This window comes from Kitasatospora sp. NPDC089797 (genome assembly GCF_040684795.1).
Lineage (GTDB): Bacteria > Actinomycetota > Actinomycetes > Streptomycetales > Streptomycetaceae > Kitasatospora.
The window spans coordinates 73,022-89,835 of the sequence record NZ_JBFBGS010000019.1; the positions used below are offsets into that span (position 1 = coordinate 73,022).

Below are 16,814 nucleotides of genomic sequence, written 5' to 3' on the forward strand. Positions count from 1 at the left end.
CGGGCCGGGTCGCGGCCGATCGGGGTGCGGGCGGCCGGGGCGTGGGCGGCCAGGATGCCGTCGGCCGGAGTGCGGGCGCCGGCCGGGGCGCGGGCACCCGGGCGTGGTGGCGGGACGCGTGGCCGTTGTCGCCGTGGGCGGTGGACGTCCTGCTGGCGGCGGCCGCGCTGGTCGATGCCCTGGTGTGCGCCCGGCGGGTCCTTCCCGCGGGCGGGGGCTTCCCGCACACGGTGGTCCAGCTGGACCCGACGACAGTGGCCCTCGGCACGGCGGCCGCGCTCCTCCTGCTGCTGCGCAGACGGTGGCCGGTCCCGGTGCTCGCCGTCGTGCTCCCGGTGATGGTCGTCACGACGCACTACCACATGGTGGCCCTGCTGGTGGCCGTGTTCACGCTCGCCGAGCGCTCGTCGCGAGGGGCGCTGGTCGGCGCGGTGCTCTACGTGGGCGCGACCAATCTCTGCGCGTACTACCAGGTGTCCCAGCTTCCGCCGGACCTCCTGCACGGCCCGGCGTTCTCCGCCTACCGGCTGGAGGGGACGGCTTGTGTCGCCGGTGCGATGGCCGCGCTGGGGCGGCTGGTCAGCAGCCGCAGGGAGCTGGCCCGGAGGATGACGGAGCTCCGCGAGGCCCAGGAGCACGAGCGTGAGCTGCACGCGCAGGCCGTGCTGGCGCGCGAACGGGCCCAGCTGGCACGGGAGATGCACGACGTGGTCTCCCACCAGGTGAGCCTGATCGCCGTGCGGGCCGGTGCCCTCCAGGTCGGCGCCGACGGTGTCGACCGTGCCGATGGCGCCGACACCCGGGAGGCGGCCCGCACGATCCGCGAACTGAGCGTCACCACGCTGGACGAACTGCGGCACATGGTCACGCTGTTGAGGGCCTCCGGGAGCCGGGACGCCGAGATCGCCCCGCAGCCCACCGCCGCACAGCTCGCCGACCTGGTGGCGGGCAGCGGCCTGGACGCCCGGTTGGTGGGCGGGGTGCCCGAGGACGCCAGCGCGACCGTGCAGCGGGCCGTCTACCGGATCGTCCAGGAGTCCCTGACCAACGTGCGCAAGCACGCCCCCGGCGCGAGCGCGGTGGTCGAGGTCCGCCGGTCGGGGCCGGGACTGGAGGTGACGGTGACCAACACGCCCGCGACCAGGCCGGGACTGCTCCTGCCCGGCTCCCGCACCGGAATCATCGGCCTGCGGGAGCGGGCCGAGAACCTCGACGGCACCCTGACCAGCGGCCCCACCCCCGACCACGGCTACCGCGTCCACGCCGCACTGCCCGACCGCCGGCACTGAAGGCCCACGCTGGAACAGCACCCCCGCCGTGGGGGGAGCGCTGGCCGGCCCGACCGGTGATCGCCGGTCGGGTGGATGTCCCGGCGGTGGGCTCCCGCTTCAGGCCGGTCATCCGTGCCGGAGGGGGAACAGGGGCCCCGGTCGGGCCGCAGGCCGAGGGTGTGGTGGCGGGTGGCGGGTGGCGGGTGGCGGGTGGCGGGTGGCGGGTGGCGGGGCCGGGGGTGGCGGGTGAGGATCGGGGGGAGCGTACGGACCCCTGGGAGTGGTGGGCGCGGATGGCGGAGCAGGCGGGGGAGACCCGGGCGGAGTTGTCGGCGCGGCTGAACTGGCTGCGGGCGGCCGTGCTGGGGGCCAATGACGGCGTGGTGTCGACGGCCGGGATCGTGACCGGGGTGGCGGGTGCGGCGGGGTCGCGGACCGCGTTGCTCGCGGCGGGGGTGGCCGGACTGCTGGCCGGGGCGATGTCGATGGCGGTCGGCGAGTACGTCTCGGTCAGTACCCAACGGGACACCGAGCGGGCCGCGTTGGCGAAGGAGCAGCGGGAGCTGACCGAGGATCCGGAGGGGGAGCTCGACGAGTTGACCGATTACTACCGGGACAGCGGGCTGACCGACGGCCTTGCCCGTGAGGTGGCCTCGGCGTTGACCGAGCGGGACGCGCTGCTGGCCCACGCGCAGACCGAACTCGGCATCGATCCGGAGGCGTTGACCAACCCGTGGGAGGCCGCGCTGGCCAGTGCGGCCGCGTTCACGCTGGGCGCGCTGGTGCCGCTGCTGGCGGTGCTGCTGCCGCCGGAGTCCTCCCGGCTGTGGGTGACGGTGGTGGCGGTGGTGCTCGCGCTGGTCCTCTCGGGGTGGACGAGCGCCCGGCTGGGCGGGGCGGGGCCGGCGCGGGCGGTGGGGCGCAACGTGGTGGGCGGGCTGCTGGCGATGGCGGTGACGTACAGCGGGGGCGTACTGCTGGACCAGCTCAGGGGCTGAAGCGCGCGGATCCTTCGGGCGGGGCCCCGGATCGGCCCGGATCGGCCCCTTCGGGCGGGCCCGCTCGACAGGCGGGCGCCCGCACCCTGTGTTTGTGTGACTGCAAAACGCTTGGGAGAGGTGACCCGCCGTGACCATGCCCCCGTTCGGATCGAACGACCCGTTCTCCGACCTGCTCAGCCGGTTCTTCGGGATGAGCCCGCTGGCCTCCCCGCCCGCCGTGCAACGGGTGCCGATCGGGCGGCTGCTCAGCGAGTCCTCCCAGGAGTTGCTGGGGCTGGCCGCCCAGCGCGCGGCCGAGGACGGCAGCAGCGACCTGGACACCGCGCACCTGGCCTGGGCGGCCACCCGGGTGGAGCCCTCGCGGCGGATGCTGGAGCGCGCGGGCATCGACCCGGACCGGCTCTCCGGGGACTTGGAGCACGCGCTGCCCTCCGGCAATCCGGCGGCGCTGGACGGGCAGCCCGCGCTCACCCCCTCGGCCAAGCGCGCGCTGCTCGCCGCGCACGCCCGCTCGCAGGCGGTCGGCGCCTCGTACATCGGCCCGGAGCACATCCTCGGCGCTCTGCTGGAGCAGGAGCGCTCCGGCGCGGGGACGGCGCTGCGCAACGCGGCGCCCTCGCAGGAGGCGCTGAAGTCGGTGCTGGAGGGGCGCGGCACCGGCGGGGAGCGCAGCAGTACGGGGGCGCACCCGAGCGAGACGCCGACCCTGGACGAGTACGGGCAGGACCTCACCGAGGCGGCGCGCTCGGGCCGGCTGGACCCGGTGGTCGGGCGGGCCGAGGAGATCGAGCAGACCGTGGAGATCCTCTCCCGGCGGACCAAGAACAACCCGGTGCTGATCGGCGAGCCGGGCGTCGGCAAGACCGCGATCGTCGAGGGCCTGGCCCAGCGGATCGTCTCCGGGGACGTGCCGCAGAGCCTGCGGGACAAGCGGGTGGTCACCCTCGACCTGACCGCCCTGGTGGCCGGTTCCAAGTACCGCGGCGAGTTCGAGGAGCGGTTGAAGAACGTGATCGACGAGGTCACGGCGGCCGAGAAGAGCGTGATCCTCTTCCTGGACGAGCTGCACACCGTGGTCGGCGCGGGGGGCGGCGGCGAGGGCTCGATGGACGCCGGGAACATCCTCAAACCGGCCCTGGCCAGGGGCGAGTTGAGCGTGGTCGGCGCGACCACGCTGGACGAGTACCGCAAGCACGTGGAGAAGGACGCCGCGCTGGAGCGCCGGTTCCAGCCGGTGCTGGTGCCGGAGCCGAGCGTGGAGGAGACCGTCGAGATCCTCCGCGGGCTGCGCGACGCGTACGAGGCGCACCACCAGGTGCGGTTCAGCGACGAGGCGCTGGACGCCGCGGCGACGCTCTCGGACCGGTACGTCAGCGACCGCTTCCTGCCCGACAAGGCGATCGACCTGCTGGACCAGGCCGGCGCCCGGGTCCGGCTGCGCAGCCTCAGCGGGTCCACCGAGGCGACCTCGGTGCAGGACCGGATCACCAAGCTGAAGCGGGAGTTGGACGAGGCCGTCGCGGACGAGGAGTTCGTGCGGGCCGCCAACCTGAAGTCCGAACTGCGCCGGACCGAGGACGAGCTGGCGGCGACCGCCGAGTCCCGCGAGGAGATCGTCGACGTGACCGCCGACGACATCGCGCAGGTGCTGTCCTCCCGGACCGGCATCCCGGTCGCGGAGCTGAACGCGACCGAGAAGGAGCGGCTGCTCAAGCTGGAGGACCACCTCCACGAGAAGGTGATCGGCCAGGACGAGGCGGTCACCGCCGTCGCCCAGGCGGTGCGCCGCGGCCGGGCCGGGATGGGCGACCCGGACCGGCCGACCGGCTCCTTCCTCTTCCTCGGGCCGACCGGCGTCGGCAAGACCGAACTGGCCAAGGCCCTGGCCGCGCTGCTGTTCGGCGACCCGGACCGGATGATCCGCTTCGACATGAGCGAGTTCCAGGAGAAGCACACCGTCTCCCGGCTGGTCGGCTCCCCGCCCGGGTACGTCGGCTACGAGGAGGCGGGCCAGCTGACCGAGGCGGTGCGCCGCAAGCCGTACAGCGTGCTGCTCTTCGACGAGGTGGAGAAGGCCCACCCGGACGTCTTCAACCTGCTGCTCCAGGTGTTGGACGACGGACGGCTGACCGACTCCCAGGGGCGTACGGTCGACTTCCGCAACACCGTGGTGATCATGACCAGCAACATCGGCTCGCAGCGGATCCTGGACCACGCCGGCAACGTGGACGAGATCCGGGACGACCTCATGCGGGACCTCCGCCAGCAGTTCCGGCCGGAGTTCCTCAACCGGATCGACGAGGTGATCGTCTTCCACGCGCTCACCCGGAAGGACCTGCTCTCGGTGGTCGACCTGCTGCTGGAGCGCAGCCGGCGCCGGCTGCGGGCCCAGGACGTCCGGCTGGAGGTGACCGAGGCGGCCAAGGAGTACCTGGTCAACCGCGGCTACCAGCCGGAGTTCGGGGCCCGGCCGCTGCGCCGGACGATCCAGTCGGAGCTGGACAACCGGATCTCCAACCTGCTGCTGGACGGCACCGTGCGGGAAGGGGACACCCTGATCGCGGACGTCGGCGACGGCGAGCTGACCGTGACGCTGGCGCGGCCGGAGGCCTCCGCGACCTTCGCGGAGGCGGAGGAGAAGGCGCAGGCGGGCGCGGCTGCCGAGGGCTGAGTCGGTAGCCGGTAGCCGGTAGCCGGTGACTTGCGACCGGCGATGGGTCACCGGCGTCCGGCAACGGGCACCGGCATCCGGCGAAGGGTCACCGGTTCGGGCGTACTCCAGCGGGAGTACGCCCGAACGCCACTGGTGGAGGACGCGCGGGTGAGGTGGGCGGGTCTAGCCTTCCGGGCATGACGCCGCCCACCTCCCGACCGCCTGAGCCGTCCGGCCCGTGGTCCGAGCCCGAGCCTGAGCCTGAGCCCGGGCCCGAGCCCGGGCCCGAGCCTGAGCCCGGGCCCGAGTCCGGGCCCGGGCCGTCGGTTCCTCCGCCGGAGCCGTGGCGCCCGCCGTGGGCGTGGTCGGGCCGCTCGGGCCGCTCGGGCCTGCCCCTCGGGCTGGCGGCGGCGGTCGCGGTGGTCCAGGTGGTCGGTTCGGGGATCGCCGCCCGGCACCAGGGCGGCCGGGCCCCGCTGGACGTCATCGGGTACCTCCTCCTGCTGCTCGGCCCGGCCCTGCTGGCGCTGTTCCGGAGCCGTCCGGTCGCGGCGGTGGCGGGGACGTCGGTGGTCACCGCCGGATACCTGGCCGCCGGGTACCCGTACGGCCCGGTGTTCGTGAGCTGGGTGATCGCCTGCTGCTTCGCGATCGGCTGCGGGCACCGCCGGGCGGCCTGGACGGGGGTCGCCGGGGTGTACCTGGCGCACCTCCTGGTCACCTTCGCCCTGCCGGGGAGCTGGCAGCGCACCCCGCCCGCCGGGTTCGTCTGGCAGGCGGAACTCGGCCTGCTGGCCTGGCTGTTGCTGATGCTGGCGGTCGCCGAGCTGGTCCGCTTCCGGCGCGAGCGGATCGCTGCCCACCGGGCCTACCGGCAGCAGCTGGAACAGCGCCGGGCCGACGAGCAACGGCTCAAGATGGCACGGGAGTTGCACGACATCCTGGCCCACAGCCTGTCCCTGATCAACATCCAGGCCGGGGTCGCGCTGGCGCTGCTCGACCGCCGGCCCGAGGAGACCCGCACCGCGCTGGTCACCATCAAGTCGACCAGCAAGGAGGCGCTCGGCGAGGTCCGCCAGGTGCTGGCCACGCTGCGCGGGCCCGACGCGGCGCCACGCGGGCCGGCCCCCGGGCTGGGGCGGCTGGACGAACTCACCGAGCAGGCCGACCGGGTGGGCCTGGCGGTCGAGGTGCACGAGGACGGCGAGCGCCGCCCGCTGTCCGCCGCCGTCGACCTCACCGCCTTCCGGATCGTCCAGGAGGCGCTGACCAACGTCATCCGGCACTCGGTGGCCCGCGACGCGGTGGTGGTGCTCGACTGGCGGGACGCCGCCGTGCTGGTGGTCCGGATCGAGGACCCGGGGCCCGCCGCGGGCGGCGACGCCGGCGGGTCCGGCAGCGGGCTGGTCGGGATGCGGGAACGCGCGGCCGCGTTCGGTGGCACCATCACGGCGGGGCCGCTGCCCGACGGCGGCTTCCGGGTCCGGGCGGAGCTGCCGACACCGAAGGCGGAGAGCGATTGATTCGGGTACTGCTGGCGGATGACCAACTGCTGGTCCGGGCGGGCTTCCGGGCCCTGCTGGACCTCCAGGACGACCTCGCGGTGGTCGGTGAGGCGGACGACGGCGAGGCGGCGGTGCGGCTCGCCCGCGAACTGGTGCCGGACGTCGTGCTGATGGACGTCCGGATGCCCCGGATGGACGGGCTGGAGGCGACCCGGAGGATCGCCTCGGACCCCGCGCTGTCCTCCGTACGGGTGGTCGTGCTGACCACCTTCGAGCTGGACGAGTACGTCTTCGAGGCGCTCCGCTCGGGGGCGGCGGGCTTCCTGGTCAAGGACACCGAGCCGGCCGACCTGCTGCGGGCGATCCGGGTCGCGGTCGCCGGTGATGCCCTGCTCTCGCCGGGCGTCACCAGGCGGCTGATCGGGGAGTTCGCGGCCCGGTCGAAGGGGCCCGAGGCGGCTCCGGAGGGCCTCTCGGACGTCTCGATGCTGACCGAGCGGGAGCGCGAGGTGCTGGCACTGGTCGGGATGGGGCTCTCCAACGAGGAGATCGCCCGGCGGCTGGTGGTCAGTCCGCTGACGGCGAAGACGCACGTCAGCCGGGCGATGGTGAAGCTCGGGGCCCGGGACCGGGCGCAACTGGTGGTGCTGGCCTACGAGTCGGGGCTGGTGCGGCCGGGCTGGCTGGGCTGACGCCGCCCGGGGTCGGCGTCCGCTCCCGGCGTCGACTCCCGGCGTCCGCCTCGACGGCTGCTTCCGGCAGCTACTTCCGGCGCGGCGTGTCGTGGGGCGGCCGTACGTTCCCGGAAGTACCGCAACTGCCGCCACTGGTAGGACGCGCGATGAGACCCCTCGGCGGGACGCTCAAGGCAGCTCGGGAAACCCCGGGGCCGAGGAGTCGAACGCGAGGAGATGAACCGCGATGTACACGCAGCTGGCAGATTGGCACGGGCCGGGCGCCTGGATCCTGTTGTTCCCGCTGGTCTGGATCGCCGTGGTGGTCCTGGTGGTCGCGCTGCTGCGCCGGACGGTCTGGCGGCGGCGCGGAGCCTGCGGCTTCGGGGCAGGGGCTGGAGCAGGAGCAGGAGCGGGGGCCTGCGGGTTCGGGGCCGGGAGTGCCGCCGACCACCCGCTCGCGGTCCTGGGCCGCCGCTACGCCGAGGGCGACATCGACGCCGAGGAGTACCGCGCCAAGCGGGCCGTGCTCATAGAGCCGGGTCGGGACACCCACCAGGGCGGTGGTGCCCGGTGACGGTCCGTGGCGCCGTACGCGGCACTGGCGTCCGGCCCGCCGGCACCGTGGAGGTCCACGGCGCCGGCACTGCCGGGGGCTGGGCACCGGAGCGCTGGCCCGGCCACGGGCTCAGGAGGCCGCCGGGCCGCCCACCGTGACCTGCGGGAGCACCTCCCGCAGCAGCGGGTCCGGCAGCCCCCGCTTGCGCCACTCGCGCGGGTAGCCGAGCGAGACCTCCTCGAACGGGACGCCGTCGTAGCTGGTCTTGCGAGGGATGTGCAGATGGCCGTAGATCATCGCCGCCGTGTTGAAGCGGCGGTGCCAGTCGGCGGTCAGCTCGGTGCCGCACCACTGGGCGAACTCGGGGTACCAGAGGACCTCGGTGGGGTGCCGGACCAGCGGGTAGTGGTTGACCAGGACGAGCGGGACGTCCGGGTCGCAGGCCGCGAGCCGCTGCTCGGTCAGCCGGACGCGCTCGCGGCACCAGGAGTCGAGGTCCGGGAACGGATCGGGGTGGAGCATCCGCTCGTCCGCGCAGACGATGCCGCTCTCGTAGGCGGCCGCCAGGGACTCCTCCTTGGTGGTCGTGCCCGGGGCACGGAAGGAGTAGTCGTACAGGAGGAAGAGGGGCGCGATCCGGACCGGGCCGCCGGCACCGCGCCACAGCGGGTACGGGTCCTCGGGGGTGACGACGCCGAGGGCACGGCACAGCTCCACCAGGTGGTTGTAGCGGGCCACGCCGCGGAGCTGGACCGGGTCCTCGGGGTGGGTCCACAGCTCGTGGTTGCCGGGCGCCCACACCACACGGGCGAAGCGCTCGGCCAGCAGGCCGAGGGCCCACTCGATGCTGGTGGTGAGCTCGGCGACGTCCCCGGCGACGAGCAGCCAGTCGTCGGGGTGGGTGGGCCGGAGCTTCTCCACCAGGTCGCGGTTCTCCTGGTAGGAGATGTGCAGGTCGCTCACCGCGAGCAGCCGCCCGCCACCGCCCCCGCCCGCCCCGTCGGGCGTCGGCTGTGCGTCGTTGCGGATTTCGGTACTCACTCCTGCCCCCTGTGCTCACCCGGCCGATGGGGCCACCCTACGTGGCGGACAGGGGTCGCGGGCGGGGTTGACGTGATCAGCCGCCCGGTGTGGAGCCCAGGAGTTGAGGCCGGTTCGGTGCGACGGGCCGGGCACGGAGGACCGGCCGGGGCAGCAGCCTGAGAGCAGAGAGGGCAGGGCAGAGCAGAGAGAGCAGGGCAGAGCGGAGAGAACGGACCGGCGAGACGCGGTGCCCCGCGCGTGGCGGTTCAGGAGCCGAGGTCGATGAGCACACCGTGGGAGGTGGCGGTGGTGACGGCGAGGATCGTCACCGAGGCGATGCCGAGCACCAGTCCCAGGAACGCGCGGCCGCGGCGGCTGGTGCCGCGGACCAGGGCCAGGGTGGCGAGGGTGATGGCGATCGGGCCCAGGACGATGTTGAAGAGCAGCAGGCCCGGGAGGCCGAGGAGGAAGGAGGCGACGGCCAGATTGTCGGCCTCGGCCGTGCCCTGGCGGTCATCGACGGTGGAGCCGGTGGAGCCGGCGGCGCGGGCGGCGGTGCGGGTGGGGGTGCGCTCGCCGACAGTTCGCTCGCCGACGGCGTGGCTGGTGGCGGTGCTCATGACGGTGACGGTCCTCTCGGTGGCAGTGGCAGTGGCAGTGGCAGTGGCAGTGGCAGTGGCGCCGGGGCCGGGCTGAGCCGGGCTCAGTTGAGCGGGGCGTCGGCCGGGCACCGGACGGGGCGTCGCGGTGTGCCCGGGGGTCAGCGGTGGCGCAGGCGGGCGATGCCCTCGCGGGCGCCGAAGGCGAGCAGCCAGGCGGTGATGGCGGCGGAGGCGGCGAGGAACACCGGGAGGGGGAGGTGGGCGGCGGTGCCGATCAGGACTCCCATGGCGACCAGTGCGGAGAACAGGATCACGGCTGGCTCCTTCAGCTGCGGCTGGTGCTGCGCCGGTTTCGGTTGACAAGTGTTCACTGACTTCGGTGCCCACTGTACGCCCGACTGGCCAAGTTCGGCAAACGACTGTTTACTGAATGGCGTGAGTCACACCGTGGGGGCCAGACAGGCCCAGAAGCAGCAGAGTCGGCGGGCCTTGCTGGATGCGGGGTTGCACCTGCTGGCCGATCAGAACCTGGCGAGCCTGGGCGTCCGCGAGGTCACCCGGGAGGCGGGGCTGTCCCCGGCCGCCTTCTATCGGCACTTCCCCGACCTCGCCGCGCTCGGCGTCGCGCTGGTCGAGGAGTCGCTCGCCAGTCTGCACGTCATGATCCGCTCGGTGCTCGCCGAGGCCGGTGGTGCCGAGGAGTTGATCGATCGTGCGGTGGAGGTGATCCGACAGCACGTCGAGGAGCACCGTCCGCACGTGCGCTTCCTGGCGCGCGAGCGGCACGGCGGGGTGCGGCAGGTGCGCGAGGCGATCGACGCCGAGTTGGGGCGCTTCGCCGCCGAGGTCGGGGCCGCCCTGGCGCTCCAGCCGGTCTCCCGGGGTTGGAGCGAGCAGGACCTGCGGATGCTCGCCGAGTTGTACGTCGACCACATGGTGTCGACGGCCGCCGCCTTCCTGGAGGCGCAGGAGGCCGACCCGGCCCGCGGGCAGCGGATCGCCACCGCCGCCCGCTTCCAGCTGCGGCTGATCAGCCTCGGTCGGCGTCACTGGCAGGGGAGTTGAGCCCAGGCGCGGGAATCGGGCGGGCGATCGGGCGGGGGATCGAGTGCGGGAACCGGGCGCGGGTGCGGGAGTTGAGCGCAGGGGTCGGTCGGAAGTCCTGACGGCGGCCGGCCACTTGCCATAGTGTGCCGATTGGCCGGCCGGTGCGGGCGGACCCCTTGACATGTCATCATGTCCACGCCAATTTTGGGGGACCCCCACACCGCGAGGTCTCTCATGAAGAAGCCACTCATAGGCTTGCTCGCCTCGGTCCTGGTCGCCGGAGCCACCGCGCTGACCGGAGCCGCCCCGGCCCAGGCCGCCCCCACGTACTCCGCCCCCTCCCACGCGGCCGCGACCCACGCCACCGCCGGCCCCGCCGTCGCCCGGGGCACGGGCCTCCATGCCGCGAAGGCCGCCCAGCCCCTCGACGCCGTCGACTTCAGCGGCACCGTGGCGCTGAGCAACTGCTCCGGCTCGCTGGTCCGGATGCCCGGCTCGGTCGGCAGCGACCCCGGGCTGGTGCTCACCAACGGCCACTGCCTGGAGTCCGGCATGCCCGGCCCCGGCCAGGTGGTCGTCAACCAGCCGTCCAGCCGCACCTTCACCCTGCTCGACGGCTCCGCCAACGAGGTCGCCACGCTAAACGCCACCAAGGTGGTCTACAGCGCGATGACCGGCACCGACGTGACGATCTACCAGCTCGACTCCAGCTACGACAGCATCCAGGCCCAGAGCGGGATCTCCCCGCTGACCATCTCCACCGACCACCCCGTGCAGGGCACCGACATCCGGGTCGTCTCCGGCTACTGGAAGCAGACCTACTCCTGCTCGGTGGACGGCTTCGCCTACCAACTCAAGGAAGCGGACTGGACGTTCAACGACTCGGTCCGCTACACCTCGGGCTGCAACGTGATCGGCGGCACCTCCGGCTCGCCGGTCATCGACGCGAACACCGGTCTGGTCGTCGCCGTCAACAACACGATCAACGAGAACGGTCAGTCCTGCACCCTGAACAACCCGTGCGAGGTCGACCAGTCCGGCGCGGTGACGATCCACCAGGGCATCGGCTACGCCCAGGAGACCTACATCATCCCGGCCTGCTTCTCCGCCGGTAACACCCTGGACCTCACCCTCCCGGGCTGCACCCTGGCCCGCCCGTAACCCGCCCCCGGGGCTCCGGGACGGTCCGGCCCGAACGCCGGGTCCGGCCCGAACGCCGGGTCCGGCCCGAACGCCGAGGCAGTCCCGAGCCCCTGCCCCGTCCACCCGTCCACCCGCCCACCCCTGAGCCCGGGCCCGCCCGCACCGCACCCCCTCGGCGGGCGGCCACCCGGTGGCGGCGCCGACCGGCCCGCCGACGCAACCCGAGGTACCCCTGCTGACCAGCACGTTCCCCCGATGGGCCACCCGCGATCCGGCGGGTGGCCCATTCGGCCGTCCACCGGGCGGCCGCCGCACCACCCGCACCGCAGAGTTGTGCCGACGAGGCATGTGCCATGTTCGTTGACCAGATGGAGAGTTGATGACCACCAAGCTGAAGAGGCTGCTGGTTTCCGTCCTGCTGATACCGCTGTTCGCGGTCGGTGGCCTGGCGGCCCCGGCCTCGGCCGACAGCGGCAGGGCGGCGGCCGAGGCGGCCGGTTCCGCCCACGGCCGGAGCCCCGCCGACGATCCCACCGCCGACATCAAGGACCGGCTGGCGGCGATCCCCGGCGTGACCATCACCGAGGAGCAGCCCACCACCACCGGCCACCGCTACTTCCTGGCCACCTACACCCAGCCGATCGACCACTTCCGCCCCTGGCTGGGCACCTTCCAGCAGCGCTTCAGCGTGCTGCACCGCGGCTACGACCGCCCGACCGTCTTCTACACCAACGGCTACACGCTGGGCACCACCCCGTCCCGCACCGAGCCGACCCGGCTGGTCGACGGCAACCAGGTCTCCATCGAGTACCGGTACTTCACCCCCTCCCGCCCCGAGCCGGCCGACTGGTCCAAGGCGGGCATCCGCCAGCAGGCCGCCGATTCGCACAAGCTGGTGACCGCGCTGAAGCGGATCTACCAGGCGGAGTGGCTCTCCACCGGCGCCAGCAAGGGCGGGATGTCCTCGACCTTCTACCGCCGCTTCTACCCGGACGACGTCGCGGGCACGATCGCCTACGTCGCGCCCAACAACACCGACGTCAACGACTACTCGGCCTACAGCGACTTCTTCCGCACGGTCGGCACCCCCGAGTGCCGGGCCAAGCTGAACGCCGCGCAGCGCGAGCTGCTGGTGCGCCGCGACCGCCTGGAGCCCCGCTTCATCGCCGCCAACACGGCGGCCGGCTCCACCTTCACCACCCTCGGCACCCCGGACCGCGCCTACGAGGCCGGCGTGCTGGACGTGGTCTGGGCGTTCTGGCAGTACAGCCTGGAGTCGGACTGCGCCAAGGTCCCGGTGGCGGCCACCGCGACCGATGACGAGTTGCTCGCGTGGTACGACGCCGAGTCGGGCCTCACCGGCAACAGCGACCAGTCGCTGGCGAAGTACACCGCGTACTACTACCAGGCCGCCACCGAGCTGGGTGCGCCGTACTTCGACGTCTCCCACCTCCAGGGCCAGCTGCACTACGACTACAAGGAGCTCTACTCGGCGCGCTCCTACGTGCCGAAGTCCATTCCGACCGTCTTCAACCCGTACGCGATGCCCGACATCGACCGCTGGGTGAAGCGCGAGGGCGAGCGGATCATGTTCGTCTACGGCGGCAACGACCCGTGGGGCGCCAAGCCGTTCCACCTCGGCCGGGGCAGTGACGACAGCTACGTCTACGTCGTGCCCGGCGGCAACCACGGCTCCAACATCGGCAAGCTGCCGGCCGACCAGTCGGCGGAGGCCACCGCCAAGGTGCTGGAGTGGGCCGGTCTCGGCGGCGACCAGGGCGACGCCCGCTCCTTCGCCAAGTCGGCGCAGCCGGGGGCGCCCTTCGGCCCGCTGGACGTCGAGGGCCAGCGGCTGGAGCAGGAGCGCCGCCCGCTGTAGCGCCCCGCGGTTCCACCCGCAGTTCCACCCGCAGTCCCACCCGCAGTCCCACTCGCGGTTCCACCCGCGGGACCAGGAGGCCGCCCCGCCCGGGGCGGCCTCCCGTCGTTCCGTCGTGCGCACGGCCTCCGCCGTTCCGTCGCGCACGGCCCCAGCCGCGCCCTCGTGCCTTCGCGCCCTCTCCCCGAAGCAGTGAATCAGTGCTTCAATGCTTCCATGGCCTACCGACGCACCCCCGCCGTCCAAGCCCGTCTGGACGCCCAGCGCGAGGCGGTGCTGCAGTCCGCGGTCGGCCTGCTCGCGGAGCGCGGCTACGGCGGCTGCACCATGGCCGCCGTGGCGGACCGCGCCGGGATCGCCACCGGCAGCCTCTACCAGCACTTCGCCAACAAGGCCGAGCTGTCGGTGCAGCTCTTCCGCCGGGTGGTCACCCGTGAGATGGCCGCGGTGAACGCGGCCGTCGCCCTCCGGGACACCCCCCGGCAGCGGATCGCCGCCGTGGTCGAGACCTTCGCCGCCCGCGCCCTGCGTGCGCCCCGACTGGCGTACGCGCTGCTGGTGGAGCCCGCCGACACGGTGGTGGACGGCGAGCGCCTGGTCTTCCGGCGGGCGTTCCGGGACGTGATCGCCACCGAGATCGCCGCCGCCGTGGCGGCCGGTGAACTTCCCGAACAGGACCCGGTGTTGACCGCCGCCGCCCTGGTCGGAGCGGTGGGCGAGGCCCTGGCCGGCCCGCTCGCGGCCGCCCCGGTCGCGACCGCCGCCCCGACCGAACCCCCCGTCCCGGCCGCCACCGCCGCCCCGGCCGAACCCGCCGCCCCGACCGAACCCTCCACCCGCTTCGAACCCTCCGACCCCCAGCGGGCCACCGCCGAGGTGGTCCCCGCCCTGGTCTCCTTCACCTTGCGTGCCCTGGGAGGACGCGATGACAGCGACGCATGAGGTCACCAACCAGGTGCCCCTGCCGTACGGACACGACACCGCCGCCGACCCGACCCTGCTCGCCGCCCTGCACCGAGCCGGCGCCGGCTGGGCCGAGCCCGAACTGCACGAACTCGGCCGCCTGGCGGGCTCCGAGCAGGCCGCCGAGTGGGCCCGGCTGGCCAACGAGAACCCGCCGGTGCTGCGCACCCACGACCGCTTCGGCCACCGGATCGACGAGGTCGAGTTCCACCCGCACTGGCACGAGCTGATGCGCACCGCCGTCGCCCACGGCCTGCACGCCGCGCCCTGGCGCGACGGGCGGCCCGGCGCCCACTCCGCCCGCGCCGCCAAGTTCTTCGTCTGGAGCCAGGTCGAGGCCGGCCACACCTGCCCGATCTCGATGACCTACGCCGCCGTCCCCGCGCTGCGCCGGAACGCCTCCCTGGCCGCCGAGTTGGAGCCGCTGCTGGCCGCCACCGAGTACGACTACGGGCTGCGCGAGCCGCGCACCAAGCGCGGGCTGATCGCCGGCATGTCGATGACCGAGAAGCAGGGCGGCTCGGACGTCCGCAGCAACACCACCACCGCCGTCCCGCAGCCGGACGGCAGCTACCGGCTCACCGGCCACAAGTGGTTCACCTCGGCGCCGATGTCCGACCTCTTCCTCACCCTTGCCCAGGCCCCCGGCGGTCTCAGCTGCTTCGTGCTGCCGCGCGTCCTGCCGGACGGCGAACGCAACCGGCTGCACCTGATGCGGCTCAAGGACAAGCTGGGCAACAAGTCCAACGCCTCCGCCGAGTTGGAGTACGACGGCGCGGTGGGCCAACTGGTCGGCGAGGAGGGCCGGGGCGTGCCGACCATCATCGAGATGGTGAACATGACCCGGCTGGACTGCACCATCGGCGCCGCCGCCGGGATGCGCTACGGCGCGACCAGGGCGGTCCACCACGCCCTGCACCGGCGGGCGTTCGGCAGGGCGCTGGTCGACCAGCCGCTGATGCGGAACGTGCTGGCCGACCTGGTGGTGGAGTCCGAGGCGGCCACCGTGACCGCGATGCGGCTCGCCCAGGCCACCGACCGCACCCTGGCCGGGGACGAAACCGAGTCGCTGGTACGGCGGTTGGGCCTGGCGGTGGCCAAATACTGGGTGTGCAAGCGCGGTCCGGCGCATGCGGCGGAGGCGCTGGAGTGCCTGGGTGGCAACGGTTACGTCGAGGAGTCCGGGATGCCCCGGCTCTACCGCGAGGCGCCGCTGGTGTCGATCTGGGAGGGCTCCGGCAACGTCGCGGCCCTGGACGCCCTGCGCGCCATGGCCAAGCGCCCGGAGACGGTCGAGGCCTTCCTCGGCGAACTCGACGCGGCCGCCGGGGCGGACCGCCGACTGGACGCCGCGGTGGCCGAACTGCGCAAGCAGCTGGGGGACGTGACCGACCTGGAGTACCGCACCCGGCGGCTGGTGGAGTCCATGGCGCTGGCCTTCCAGGGCTCGCTGCTGGTCCGCTACGGCAGCCCGGCGGTGGCCGACGCCTTCTGTGCCGGCCGGCTGGGCGGCGACCACGGCGCGGCCTTCGGCACCCTGCCGTCCGGCGTCGACACCGGGGAGATCGTCGACCGCGCCCGCCCGGTGCCCGCGTGATGGGCGAAGAGGCCACGGCGGTAAGGGAGTTCTGGCAGCGCCTGGGCCTGCCCGGACTGATCGACGTACACACCCACTTCATGCCGAAGAACGTCCTCGACAAGGTGTGGGCGTACTTCGACGCGGCCGGGCCACTGGTGAACCGCCCCTGGCCGATCACCTACCGCGAGGCGGAGGAACAACGCGTCCAGCGGCTGCGGGACTTCGGCGTCCGGGCGTTCACCGCGATGCTCTACCCGCACAAGCCGGGCATGGCCGGCTGGCTGAACGCCTGGGCCGCCGAGTTCGCCGCCCGCACCCCGGACTGCCTGCACACCGCGACCTTCTTCCCCGAACCCGGGGCGGCGGGCTACGTGGCGCGGGCGATCGAGGACGGCGCCCGGGTGTTCAAGGCGCACCTCCAGGTCGGCGGCTACGACCCGGCGGACTCCCGGCTGGACGAGGTCTGGGGGCTGCTCGCCGACACCGGTACCCCGGTGGTCACCCACTGCGGATCCGGGCCGGTGCCCGGCAAGTTCACCGGCCCCGGGCCGATCGGTGCGGTGCTGGACCGGCACCCGGGGCTGGTCCTGGTGGTCGCCCACCTCGGCATGCCGGAGTACCGCGACTTCCTCGACCTGGCCGAACGCCACCCGGCCGTCCGGCTGGACACCACCATCGCGTTCACCGACTTCGCGGAGGCCGACGTCCCGTTCCCGCGCGATGAACTGCCGCGCCTGCGCGGGCTGCGGGAGCGCGTCCTGCTGGGCAGTGACTTCCCCAACATCCCGTACCGGTACGTCCACCAATTGGAGGCGCTGGCCGGGCTGGGCCTGGGGGAGGAGTGGCTGCGGGCGGTCTGCCACGACAACGCGGCCGCCCTGTTCGGCCTCACCTGAGGGCGGGTCCCGCGCCCGG

The 16,814-nt window shown here is 73.4% G+C and carries 15 protein-coding genes; 12 read left to right on the forward strand and 3 right to left on the reverse strand.

Annotated features, from left to right (window positions below; translation table 11 throughout):
- Window positions 1-41: 41 nt before the first annotated feature.
- From AB0O91_RS17365 to AB0O91_RS17390, 6 genes are all read left to right on the forward strand, one after another.
- Entirely contained in the window at window positions 42-1,289 is a 1,248-nt protein-coding gene (locus tag AB0O91_RS17365) for a histidine kinase (protein WP_363433379.1), read from the forward strand.
- A gap of 275 nt (window positions 1,290-1,564) precedes the next feature.
- Complete coding sequence (locus tag AB0O91_RS17370) at window positions 1,565-2,269, forward strand: VIT family protein (protein WP_363433381.1); 705 nt, start codon at window positions 1,565-1,567, stop codon at window positions 2,267-2,269.
- Between the two features lie 130 nt (window positions 2,270-2,399).
- On the forward strand, window positions 2,400-4,943 hold the full coding sequence (locus tag AB0O91_RS17375) for an ATP-dependent Clp protease ATP-binding subunit (RefSeq protein ID WP_363433384.1): 2,544 nt from the start codon (window positions 2,400-2,402) through the stop codon (window positions 4,941-4,943).
- A 410-nt stretch (window positions 4,944-5,353) separates the two neighbouring features.
- Window positions 5,354-6,448 carry a sensor histidine kinase gene (locus tag AB0O91_RS17380; protein ID WP_363433386.1) on the forward strand — a complete coding sequence of 365 codons (1,095 nt, stop codon included), beginning with the start codon at window positions 5,354-5,356 and terminating at the stop codon, window positions 6,446-6,448.
- Window positions 6,445-7,122 carry a response regulator transcription factor gene (locus AB0O91_RS17385; protein ID WP_363433389.1) on the forward strand — a complete coding sequence of 226 codons (678 nt, stop codon included), beginning with the start codon at window positions 6,445-6,447 and terminating at the stop codon, window positions 7,120-7,122. Before AB0O91_RS17380 ends, AB0O91_RS17385 begins: the two co-directional genes overlap by 4 nt.
- A gap of 229 nt (window positions 7,123-7,351) precedes the next feature.
- Window positions 7,352-7,681, forward strand: a complete 330-nt coding sequence (locus tag AB0O91_RS17390; protein WP_363433392.1) for an SHOCT domain-containing protein — start codon at window positions 7,352-7,354, stop codon at window positions 7,679-7,681.
- A 111-nt stretch (window positions 7,682-7,792) separates the two neighbouring features.
- On the opposite strand, the gene AB0O91_RS17395 is transcribed toward AB0O91_RS17390, so the two are convergent.
- The 3 genes from AB0O91_RS17395 to AB0O91_RS17405 form a co-directional block, all read right to left on the reverse strand.
- Window positions 7,793-8,692, reverse strand: a complete 900-nt coding sequence (locus AB0O91_RS17395; RefSeq protein ID WP_363433574.1) for a metallophosphoesterase — start codon at window positions 8,690-8,692, stop codon at window positions 7,793-7,795.
- 260 nt (window positions 8,693-8,952) lie between these two features.
- Entirely contained in the window at window positions 8,953-9,306 is a 354-nt protein-coding gene (locus tag AB0O91_RS17400) for a DUF4190 domain-containing protein (RefSeq protein WP_363433395.1), read from the reverse strand.
- A gap of 140 nt (window positions 9,307-9,446) precedes the next feature.
- Complete coding sequence (locus AB0O91_RS17405; protein ID WP_270151505.1) at window positions 9,447-9,602, reverse strand: hypothetical protein; 156 nt, start codon at window positions 9,600-9,602, stop codon at window positions 9,447-9,449.
- Between the two features lie 121 nt (window positions 9,603-9,723).
- On the opposite strand from AB0O91_RS17405, the gene AB0O91_RS17410 reads away from it, so the two are divergent.
- The 6 genes from AB0O91_RS17410 to AB0O91_RS17435 all read left to right on the forward strand — a co-directional run bounded on the left by AB0O91_RS17410 (window position 9,724) and on the right by AB0O91_RS17435 (window position 16,795).
- The gene (locus tag AB0O91_RS17410; protein ID WP_363433398.1) at window positions 9,724-10,353 is read left to right on the forward strand and encodes a TetR family transcriptional regulator; all 630 of its coding nucleotides are present in this window, start codon (window positions 9,724-9,726) and stop codon (window positions 10,351-10,353) included.
- A gap of 216 nt (window positions 10,354-10,569) precedes the next feature.
- Window positions 10,570-11,496 carry a serine protease gene (locus AB0O91_RS17415; protein WP_363433400.1) on the forward strand — a complete coding sequence of 309 codons (927 nt, stop codon included), beginning with the start codon at window positions 10,570-10,572 and terminating at the stop codon, window positions 11,494-11,496.
- Between the two features lie 361 nt (window positions 11,497-11,857).
- Window positions 11,858-13,357 carry a S28 family serine protease gene (locus tag AB0O91_RS17420; RefSeq protein ID WP_363433403.1) on the forward strand — a complete coding sequence of 500 codons (1,500 nt, stop codon included), beginning with the start codon at window positions 11,858-11,860 and terminating at the stop codon, window positions 13,355-13,357.
- Between the two features lie 216 nt (window positions 13,358-13,573).
- The gene (locus tag AB0O91_RS17425) at window positions 13,574-14,299 is read left to right on the forward strand and encodes a TetR/AcrR family transcriptional regulator (protein ID WP_363433405.1); all 726 of its coding nucleotides are present in this window, start codon (window positions 13,574-13,576) and stop codon (window positions 14,297-14,299) included.
- Complete coding sequence (locus AB0O91_RS17430) at window positions 14,283-15,917, forward strand: acyl-CoA dehydrogenase family protein (protein WP_363433408.1); 1,635 nt, start codon at window positions 14,283-14,285, stop codon at window positions 15,915-15,917. Before AB0O91_RS17425 ends, AB0O91_RS17430 begins: the two co-directional genes overlap by 17 nt.
- A complete protein-coding gene (locus tag AB0O91_RS17435) occupies window positions 15,917-16,795 on the forward strand; it encodes an amidohydrolase family protein (protein ID WP_363433411.1) in 879 nt (292 codons plus the stop codon). Before AB0O91_RS17430 ends, AB0O91_RS17435 begins: the two co-directional genes overlap by 1 nt.
- The last annotated feature ends 19 nt before the right edge of the window (window positions 16,796-16,814 follow it).

Bases quoted from the DNA above. Each gene is read 5' to 3' on its own strand.
- AB0O91_RS17370 (WP_363433381.1), top strand. From the start codon at position 1,565: ATGGCGGAGCAGGCGGGGGAGACCCGGGCGGAGTTGTCGGCGCGGCTG.
- AB0O91_RS17390 (WP_363433392.1), top strand. From the start codon at position 7,352: ATGTACACGCAGCTGGCAGATTGGCACGGGCCGGGCGCCTGGATCCTG.
- AB0O91_RS17400 (WP_363433395.1), bottom strand. From the start codon at position 9,306: ATGAGCACCGCCACCAGCCACGCCGTCGGCGAGCGAACTGTCGGCGAG.
- AB0O91_RS17415 (WP_363433400.1), top strand. From the start codon at position 10,570: ATGAAGAAGCCACTCATAGGCTTGCTCGCCTCGGTCCTGGTCGCCGGA.
- AB0O91_RS17420 (WP_363433403.1), top strand. From the start codon at position 11,858: ATGACCACCAAGCTGAAGAGGCTGCTGGTTTCCGTCCTGCTGATACCG.
- AB0O91_RS17425 (WP_363433405.1), top strand. From the start codon at position 13,574: ATGGCCTACCGACGCACCCCCGCCGTCCAAGCCCGTCTGGACGCCCAG.
- AB0O91_RS17430 (WP_363433408.1), top strand. From the start codon at position 14,283: ATGACAGCGACGCATGAGGTCACCAACCAGGTGCCCCTGCCGTACGGA.
- AB0O91_RS17435 (WP_363433411.1), top strand. From the start codon at position 15,917: ATGGGCGAAGAGGCCACGGCGGTAAGGGAGTTCTGGCAGCGCCTGGGC.